Genomic DNA, 8,822 nt, shown 5'->3' on the forward strand with positions numbered 1-8,822 from the left:
GCTCGGTCGGCCTCGCGCTGGACCGCGTCAACTTCACGGTGGAAGACCGCGACCGCGGCCAGGGCCTGTACTACGTCCGTTATGTCGACACGCGCGACACGGTCAACGACAACCGCGGCTTCTTCTCCAAGCTGTTCACGCGCAGCGGTGGCGATGCCGCCCGTCAGGCGAAGAAGTACCGCGTGGCGCTGAAGGGCAGCGGTTCGGGCACCACCGTGACCGTGCTGAACGACGCCGGCCAACCGGAGTCGACCGAGATCGCCAAACGCATCCTGACGCTGCTCGACGAGCAGCTGCATTGAGCGCTGGATTGAGCCCGGCATTGCACGGACCTGCGATGCCGGGTGCTCGCGCTGCGGTCCGGCCCACCGCCGCGGTTCCGCCCGGCATGGGGTGGGCGCGGCGATGATGCGGTTCGGCTTTCTCGGCAGCGGCAGCGAGGGCAATTCGCTGCTGATCGAATCCCGTGATGGCGCCAGCGTGACCCGCGTGCTGCTCGACTGCGGCTTCGGCCTGCGCGAGACCGCGCGGCGGCTCGAGCGGCTGGGCGTCACGCCCGACGGGCTCGACGCGGTGCTGGTTACCCACGAACACGGCGACCATATCGGCTCGGCCTACGCCTTTGCCGCCCGGCATGGGCTGCCGGTCTTCACCACGCATGGCACCTGGCTGGCGACCTCGCATCTGCGCGGCGCCGACAAGGCCGATGTGCGGGTGATCGGCGCCGACTACGCGTTCGAGATCGGCAACCTGCAGGTGCTGCCTTACACCGTGCCGCACGACGCGCGCGAGCCGGTGCAGTTCGTGCTGTCGGACGGCGATGCGCGGCTGGGCGTGCTGACCGACGCGGGAATGGAAACGCCTTACCTGGTGGCCCGTCTCGCCGGCGTCGACGCGCTGGTGCTCGAGTGCAATCACGACCGCGAGATGCTGCGCAACTCGGTGTATCCGCCATCGTTGAAACGGCGCATCGGTGGCGACTTCGGTCATCTGGCCAACGAGGTGGCCGCCGCGATCCTGGCGCGCGTCGCGCACAGCGGCCTTGGCCGCGTGGTGGCGGCCCATCTGAGTCAGCAGAACAATACGCCGGCCCTGGCGACCGGCGCGCTGGCAGCGGCGCTCGGCACGGTGGCCGACGATATCCTGGTGGCGGATCAGTACGAAGGGCTGGGCTGGCAGACGGTGAAGGGATGAATCAGTACGAACGGCCGGCTGGCAGGCGGTGAAGGGATGAATCGGACGCGATAAATGGCCAGGCCCCGGACGTGCAATCCCTGCCTGGCGAGCGCCCATAAAAAAACCGGCCCGAAGGCCGGTTTTTTTCGTTCGGGCGAACGCTTACTTGGCTTCTGCAGCCGAAGCGTCAGCGGCCGGAGCCGAAGCGTCAGCAGCCGGGGCCGAAGCGTCGGCAGCCGGAGCAGCAGCGGTGTCAGCAGCCGGAGCCGAAGCTTCGGTAGCCGGAGCGGTAGCAGCCGGAGCAGCGGTGTCAGCTGCGGGAGCGGCTTCTTCCTTCTTGCCGCAAGCGGCGACGGCAACAGCAGCCAGCAGGGAAGCGATCAGGAGAGACTTCTTCATTGTTCGTCCTTTAACTTGTAATAGAAAGAAAAACAGGCGATGAATAATTACCGGTAATTATCGCTCGTGAACTTCAATTTAATGGCTCTCCCCGGTGCCGTAAATGCATTGGTCCACAGTACGAGCCAGCTGGCGATTATATCCACGTTTTCCCGGCTTGTGTAGCGCCGTCATTTGCTGACCACACTGTTACGCATTATTACACCGCGGCCGGCGCGAGCTGCAGCCAGCCCTCCAGGGTCCAATGGTGAAATGTCTCCATCAGCTCCGGCAGCTCCGCGCATTGGCCGACCTCGGCGGCGGTCAAATGGCGCCGATCCGCCAGCCGCCGCAGCCAGCCGGCCAGTTCGCCGGGGACCTCGTAAGCTTCGCCATTGAGGAAGAAATGGCTGCGGTCGTATAGCGCGATCGAAGCCGGCGCCAACACAATGCCGTGCGTTCTTGCCAGTTTCGCGTATTTTCCCGCGGCGATTTGCGGAACCTCGGCGAACTCCACGCCGGGCTTCGGTTCGGACAGATGGGTGCCGATAAACTCGGACACCATGTCATTGGACCAGCGCAACGCCTGCAGCCGTTGCGCAACGGTTCGGGCGAGATCCGCGGGCAGTTGCGCGGGACGCGAAGTGGCCGCTTGTCCGGGATCGGCATAACGCCCGGACAGCGCCTCGTTGTCCTCCACGGTTTCCGACAGCCACGCCAGAAAATGCCCCGCCAGCTCGCGGTAGGCCGGCGCGCGGAAACCGATCGAGCAGGTCATGCACTCGCCCTCGGCGACGCCGTCGTGGGCGTATTGCGGCGGCAGGTACAGCATGTCGCCGGGCTCGAGCACGAACTCCTGTTCCGCTTCGAATTCGGCCAGTATCTTTAAAGGAAGATCCGGCACCAGCTCGAGCCGGTCTTGCGACGAGATGCGCCAGCGGCGCCGGCCCGAAACTTGCAGCAGGAACACGTCATAGGAGTCGAAGTGCGGGCCGACACCGCCGCCGTCGGTGGCATAGCTGACCATCACGTCGTCCAGGCGCGCATCCGGGATGAAGCGGAATTGCCCCATCAGCGCGGCCGCCGCGCTATTGTGGAGGTTCACGCCCTGGACCAGCAGCGTCCATTGGCGCGCCTTGGTCGATGGCAGATTGTCGGCGGCAAAGGGGCCGTGCGCCAGTTTCCAGCGGTTGCGGAAGTGGGTGACCAGCCGCGATTCGACGTCGTCGCGGTCGGCCAGCTCGAAAAGCGCTTCCCGCGAGACAGGGGGCACGATATCGGAGATGGCTTGTCGAACCAGCAGGGGTTTGCGGTGCCAGATATCACGCATGAATGCGGCGGGCGTCATGCCCCCGAGCAGCTGAAGTGGCGCATCCGGATCCACCGGGCCGCGGGGCAGGGCCTGCGCGTATAATGCGGAATCGTTCATGGAGTGAAGAATTGAAAATCGCGAAGAACACGGTTGTGTCCGTGGTGTACAAGCTGTCGGATGCGCAGGGCAATCTGATCGAAGAATCGGATGAGCCGATGGTCTACTTGCACGGCGGCTATGATGGCACGTTCCCCAAGATCGAGGAAGCACTCGACGGTCATGCCGCAGGCTTCGAGACGCAGTTGCAGCTCGAGCCCGAGGACGCCTTCGGCGACTACGACGCCGAACTGGTCAAGGTCGAGCCGCGCGATCGTTTTCCCGAACCGCTCGAAGTCGGCATGCAGTTCGAAGGCGTGCCCGAGGACGGCGACGAAGAGGATTCGGTGATCTATACCGTCACCGACGTCGCCGAGGACAAGGTGGTGCTCGACGGCAACCATCCGCTGGCCGGCATGGCGCTGCGTTTCTGGCTGAAGGTCTCCGAGGTCCGCGAAGCGACCGCCGAGGAAGTCGAGCATGGCCACGCGCATGGCGCATCGGGCATCGAAGTGGTCGACGAGGACGAGGACGACGACAGCCCGCGCACGCTGCACTGATCGACGTATGCATCCATCGAACGGAAAAGCCGGCATTGCCGGCTTTTTCGCTTTCTGGGCTCGATAGTGGTAAGCAGGCTAGTTCTTGCCTGCGCCGTCCTGCAGCGCAACCGAAAACAGCGAACGCGAATCCGGCGAGATCGTCAGCTCGGTCCACTGCTTCGGCGAGCCCACCGGCAGCGCGACGCGCGTGAAGCTGCGGATCGTCTTGCCCTTGGCATCGCGCAGCGGCGTATCGATGCCGAAGCCGCCGATGCTGCTGTGGATCAGCAGCACCTGCCCGCGATAGTCGCTGACCAGCTCGCGCAGCTGCCGCTTGAATTCGAGATAGCCATCGCGCTGGCGATGGCGCAGAAAACCGTCGAGCAGCGTCGGCTTGCCGCGCTTCTCCCATCCGTTGCCGAACTGCGGGTCGCCGTGGATCACCAGCACGATGCCATCGAGCGATTCCTGCTCGGCGGCCGAGAACGCGCGCGCCAGCCATTGCCGGTTGGCCTCGCGGCGGTCTTCGAATTCTCCGTTGCGCCCCGCCTCGGTGCGATAGTGGTTGTTGTCGTCGGGCACGTTCATGCCGACCAGCAGCACCTTGCCCGCCGTCCAGCGGACGTTCTCGCGATAGCTGCGAAACTTGGCCTGGTCCGATTGCCGGATCAGCCGGAGCCTGCGCTGGCCCAGCGAATCGTCGTCCGGAAAGGCCAGCTCGCGCAGCCGCGCCAGCCGCTCGTCGGGATCGAAGCTGCCATTGACCGCCTGCTCACATTCGGCCCAGTCGGTCTCGCCCGGGATATAGACCAGCGGCAGCGGCGACTGGTCCAGCAGCCGCAGCCGGCCGGCCAGCATCGCATCGGCGCACGACTCGGTGTCGCCCTTGATGCCGCCGGCATGGATGACGAAGGCGAGCTTGCGTTGCGCGAGGTTGTCCAGCAGTTGCTGCGTCGGTGTCTCGGCGTCAGGCCATTGCGGCAGGTCGGCGATCAGCGCGATGCGCACCAGGCGCGAGTCGGCGGCCTTGCCGCTCGCTTTGTCACCGGTCTTGCCGCCAGGCTTGCCTTCCGCCGACAGCGCCCTGGCCGCGACCGGCTGCACGGTGGCGGCGCTCTGCGTGGACCACGCGCCCAGCAGCGCCGCCGCCAGCCCGAGGGCCAGCAGCGGTCGGCACCACGGTGCCCGGCGGCGCGCGCTTGCCATCGTCATGCCGGCTGCCCGGATTCCTCGGCCAGCGCCTTGAGCCGGTACAGCGCGTCGAGCGCCTGCCGCGGCGTCATGCTGTCGGGGTCGAGATCGCGCATCGCCTCGCCGAGCGCATCGTTGGCGGGGGCGATGGAAGCGGGGCCATTGTGGCGGCCATCGTCGCCGTCATCGTCCGCATCGGGCACGGTCGGCGCCGCGAACAGATCCAGCTGGGGCGTCGGCGTGGCGTCGGTCGATTGCTGCTCGAGCCAGGCCAGATGCTTGCGCGCCGCGCGGATGACCGGCTGCGGCACGCCCGCCAGCTGCGCGACCTGCAGGCCGTAGCTCTGGCTGGCCGGGCCGTCCTGCACGGCGTGCAGGAAGACGATGCCGTCGCCGTGCTCGACCGCGGACAGGTGCACGTTGGCCGCCTGCGGAAACTCCTGCGGCAGCTGCGTCAGCTCGAAATAGTGCGTGGCGAACAGCGTGTGGCTGCGGTTGTGCGCCAGCAGATGACGGGCGATCGCCCACGCCAGTGCCAGTCCGTCGAAGGTCGAGGTGCCGCGGCCGATCTCGTCCATCAGCACCAGGCTGTGCGGCGTCGCGTTGTGCAGGATCGCGGCCGCCTCGGTCATCTCCACCATGAAGGTCGAGCGGCCGCCGGCCAGATCGTCGGCGGCGCCGATGCGCGTGAAGATCCGGTCGATCGGCCCGACGGTCGCGCGCCGCGCCGGCACGTAGGCCCCGACGCACGCCAGCAGCACGATCAGCGCGGTCTGCCGCATGAAGGTCGATTTACCGCCCATGTTCGGGCCGGTGATCAGCAGCAGCTTGCGGGCCTCGGTCAGGTGGCAATCGTTGGCGATGAATGGCGTCGACTCCGCGGCCAGCTGGCCCTCGACCACCGGATGGCGGCCCTGCACGATGTCGATCACGTTCTCGTCGACGCGCTCGGGGCACGACCAGTCCAGCGTGCGGGCGCGTTCGGCGAGGGCGGCCAGCACGTCCAGGCGTGACAGCGCCGCCGCGACCCGGCGCAGCTCGCCGATATGCGGCAACAGCAGTTGCAGCAGTGCTTCGTACAGCTGCTTCTCGCGCGCCAGCGCGCGGTCCTGCGCCGACAGCGCCTTGTCCTCGAAGGCCTTCAGCTCCGGCGTGATATAGCGCTCGGCGTTCTTCAGCGTCTGGCGCCGGCGATAGTCGTCGGGCACCTTGTCGGCTTGCCCGTTGGTGACTTCGATATAGAAGCCGTGCACGCGGTTGTATTCGACGCGCAGGTTCGCGATGCCGGTGCGCGTGCGCTCGCGCGCCTCCAGGTCGATCAGGAACTGGCCGCAGTTCTCCGAGATGTCGCGCAGCTCGTCGAGCGCGGCGTCGTAGCCGCGGGCGATCACGCCGCCATCGCGCACGGCTGTCGACGGCTCCGGCGCGATCGCGCGCGACAGCAGGTGCAGGCACTCCTGCGGCACCGCCAGCTCGGTCAGCGTCTGCGCCAGCAGCGGGGCGGTGTCGTCCGGCGCCACGCAGGCCTGCACGTCGGGCAGGGCCGCGAGCGTATCCCTGAGGGACGACAGGTCCCGCGGACGCGCGCTCAGCAGCGCCAGCCGGGCGGTGATGCGCTCGACATCGGCGAGCCGGCGCAGGCGGGCGCGCAGCGTATCGAGATCCTGCGCCAGCAGCGCGCCGATGGCCTGCTGCCGCGCCTGCGGAATCGCGCGTTCGCGCAAGGGATGGTGGAGCCAATGGCGCAGCAGCCGGCTGCCCATTGCCGTGGCACAGGTATCGAGCAGCGAGAACAGCGTCGGCGATTCGCCGCCGCGCAGCGTCTCGGTCAGTTCGAGATTGCGGCGCGTGGCGGTGTCCAGGCCCACGAACTCGGTTTCATGCTCGACCGTGACGCCCTGCACATGGCGCAGCGATTGGCCCTGCGTGCTGGCCGCGTAGTTCAGCAGCGCGCCGGCCGCGCCGAGCGCCGCGCCCAGCGCGCGGCAGCCAAACGGATCGAGACTGGCGACGCCCAGTTGCTCGCGCAGGCGGCGCGCGCCGGCGTCCTGATCGAAGTGCCACTCGGGCAGCCGGGTACGCGCGCACGGATGCGCGGGCAGTTCGATGCCATCGGTGTGCAGCAACTCGGCGGGGCGGATGCGTTCGAGTTCGCGCGCCAGTTGCGCGGCCTCGCATTCCATCAGCCGCAGCTCGCCGCTGGCCAGGTTCAGCCAGGCCAGCCCGGTCTTGCTGACGCCCCGCCGCGTGGTCTGCTGGTGCACCGCCATCAGGAAGGTATCGGCCTTGTCGGGCAGCAGCGCCGCGTCGGTCAGCGTGCCGGGCGTGACGATGCGGACGACCTTGCGCTCGACCGGTCCCTTGCTCGTGGCCGGATCGCCGATCTGCTCGCAGATCGCGACCGATTCGCCGAGCTTGACCAGCCGGGCCAGGTATTGATCGACCGAATGAAAGGGAATGCCGGCCATGCGGATCGGCACACCATTGGAGCTGCCGCGCGCGGTCAGCGTGATATCGAGCAGCCGCGCCGCCTTCTCGGCGTCGTCGTGGAACAGCTCGTAGAAATCGCCCATCCGGTAGAACAGCAAAGTGTCCGGATGGTCCGCCTTGATGCGCAAATACTGCTGCATCATCGGCGTGTGTTTTTCCGTGGCACCAGCCGATGCGCTGGCGGCCGCGGTAGTTGGCAGGTCTTCGGACATGCAATCCTCTCGGCGGGCCGCTGCGCATGGGCAGCGGCCGGGTTCGGAGCGTGCGCGAGGCCGTGGGCATCGGACGCAAACGCGCATTTTACTGCGCGTTGCGGCGGGGGACGGAGAGGAATTGGATGAAAAAGGGGGGAGGGCGCCGCGATGGGTTGGGCGCTTCCCCGCCCCTCAGGCGGCCGGGCCGCCGTTATCCAGCGAGTACGGCGTCAGCAGGCGCACCATCTGCGCGAAGGCCTTCGGGTTGCCGGCCAGCACCTCGCCCTGTTCGAGCTGGCGCGCTTCGCCCGCGTAGTTGCCGACCAGGCCGCCGGCTTCGGTGATCAGGAGCATGCCGGCCGCCATGTCCCAGGGCTTCAGGCCGGTCTCGAAGAAGCCGTCCAGGCGGCCGCAGGCGACATAGGCCAGGTCCAGCGCGGCGGCGCCCGGGCGGCGCAGCCCGGCGCAGCTGCGCGTCATCAGCGCGAACACTTCGACATAGGCCTCGAGGCCGTCCAGATCGCGGAACGGGAAGCCGGTGCCGATCAGGCAGTCGGCCAGCTTGTCGCGGCGGCTGACGCGGATGCGGCGGTTGTTCAGGAAGGCGCCGGCGCCCTTGGTGGCGGTAAACAGCTCGTCGCGGGTCGGGTCGTAGACCACCGCCTGCACCGGCGAACCCTTGTGCAGCTGGGCGATCGACACGCAGTACTGCGGGAAGCCGTGGATGAAATTGGTGGTGCCGTCGAGCGGGTCGATGACCCAGGTGTACTCGTGGCCTTCCTCGTCCTCGCGCCAGGACTGGCCGGACTCTTCCGCTAGAATGCCGTGTTCCGGGTAGGCGGTGCGGATGATCTCGATGATCGCGGCCTCGGCGGCGCGGTCGACCTCGGTGACGAAATCGTTGTGCTGCTTGCGGGAAACCCGCAGGAGATCCACGTCCATCGACGCGCGGTTGATGATGGAACCCGCCTTGCGAGCGGCCTTGATGGCGATATTGAGCATCGGATGCATGAATCTCTCCAGCCGCCGAAAAGCGGGCAGCGCTGCGGACGGCATGGCGCGCGCGGCTCCCGGCGGACAACACAACGGATTGTAGAAGAACGGGCGCGTCGACCTTGTCTCCGCTGGCCGGCATCGAAGCCTTGGCCAGGGCGGCGGAGCGGCGCGCCAAATAAATTGGAACCCTGCATTGTATAGGAACCCGGCAATGGACACGAGCGAGCACGCAAACGCAGCTCCAGGCGCGCCACAGACCGCCCTGGACGCCGCCTTTGCCCGCGTGCGCTTCGTGCTGGTCGAAACCAGCCATCCCGGCAACGTCGGCTCGGTGGCGCGCGCCATCAAGACCATGGGCTTCGGCGCCCGGCCCGGCACGCTGGTGCTGGTGTCGCCGCGGGAGCCGGCGGTGCGCGAGCATCCGGAGGCCGTCGCGCTGGCCAGCGG

At 67.5% G+C, this 8,822-nt stretch carries 8 protein-coding genes and 1 pseudogene; 4 read left to right on the forward strand and 5 right to left on the reverse strand.

Going from position 1 to position 8,822, the window contains the following annotated elements:
* A partial coding sequence (bamC, locus tag AC6EI8_RS21075; RefSeq protein ID WP_498382778.1) for an NlpB/DapX family lipoprotein occupies positions 1-302 on the forward strand: 302 nt, incomplete at its 5' end.
* A 103-nt stretch (positions 303-405) separates the two neighbouring features.
* Complete coding sequence (locus tag AC6EI8_RS21080) at positions 406-1,194, forward strand: MBL fold metallo-hydrolase (RefSeq protein WP_226109096.1); 789 nt, start codon at positions 406-408, stop codon at positions 1,192-1,194.
* Between the two features lie 144 nt (positions 1,195-1,338).
* Here the strand turns inward: AC6EI8_RS21080 and AC6EI8_RS21085 are convergent, their stop codons facing one another.
* Positions 1,339-1,575, reverse strand: a complete 237-nt coding sequence (locus AC6EI8_RS21085; protein ID WP_043437644.1) for a hypothetical protein — start codon at positions 1,573-1,575, stop codon at positions 1,339-1,341.
* A gap of 199 nt (positions 1,576-1,774) precedes the next feature.
* Entirely contained in the window at positions 1,775-2,983 is a 1,209-nt protein-coding gene (locus AC6EI8_RS21090) for a JmjC domain-containing protein (protein WP_317845723.1), read from the reverse strand.
* Between the two features lie 11 nt (positions 2,984-2,994).
* Between AC6EI8_RS21090 and AC6EI8_RS21095 the strand changes: the two genes are divergently transcribed.
* Positions 2,995-3,522 carry an FKBP-type peptidyl-prolyl cis-trans isomerase gene (locus AC6EI8_RS21095; RefSeq protein ID WP_006576455.1) on the forward strand — a complete coding sequence of 176 codons (528 nt, stop codon included), beginning with the start codon at positions 2,995-2,997 and terminating at the stop codon, positions 3,520-3,522.
* A 78-nt stretch (positions 3,523-3,600) separates the two neighbouring features.
* Here AC6EI8_RS21095 and AC6EI8_RS21100 read toward each other — a convergent pair whose 3' ends face one another.
* The 3 genes from AC6EI8_RS21100 to AC6EI8_RS21110 form a co-directional block, all read right to left on the reverse strand.
* The gene (locus tag AC6EI8_RS21100) at positions 3,601-4,716 is read right to left on the reverse strand and encodes a hypothetical protein (RefSeq protein ID WP_498382779.1); all 1,116 of its coding nucleotides are present in this window, start codon (positions 4,714-4,716) and stop codon (positions 3,601-3,603) included.
* A complete protein-coding gene (gene mutS, locus AC6EI8_RS21105; protein ID WP_498382780.1) occupies positions 4,713-7,397 on the reverse strand; it encodes a DNA mismatch repair protein MutS in 2,685 nt (894 codons plus the stop codon). Before mutS ends, AC6EI8_RS21100 begins: the two co-directional genes overlap by 4 nt.
* A gap of 174 nt (positions 7,398-7,571) precedes the next feature.
* On the reverse strand, positions 7,572-8,390 hold the full coding sequence (locus AC6EI8_RS21110) for an inositol monophosphatase family protein (protein ID WP_149319271.1): 819 nt from the start codon (positions 8,388-8,390) through the stop codon (positions 7,572-7,574).
* A 196-nt stretch (positions 8,391-8,586) separates the two neighbouring features.
* On the opposite strand from AC6EI8_RS21110, the pseudogene AC6EI8_RS21115 reads away from it, so the two are divergent.
* A pseudogene (locus AC6EI8_RS21115) lies at positions 8,587-8,822 on the forward strand (RNA methyltransferase); the annotation flags it as partial.

Source organism: Cupriavidus sp. R6-3, assembly GCF_059772245.1.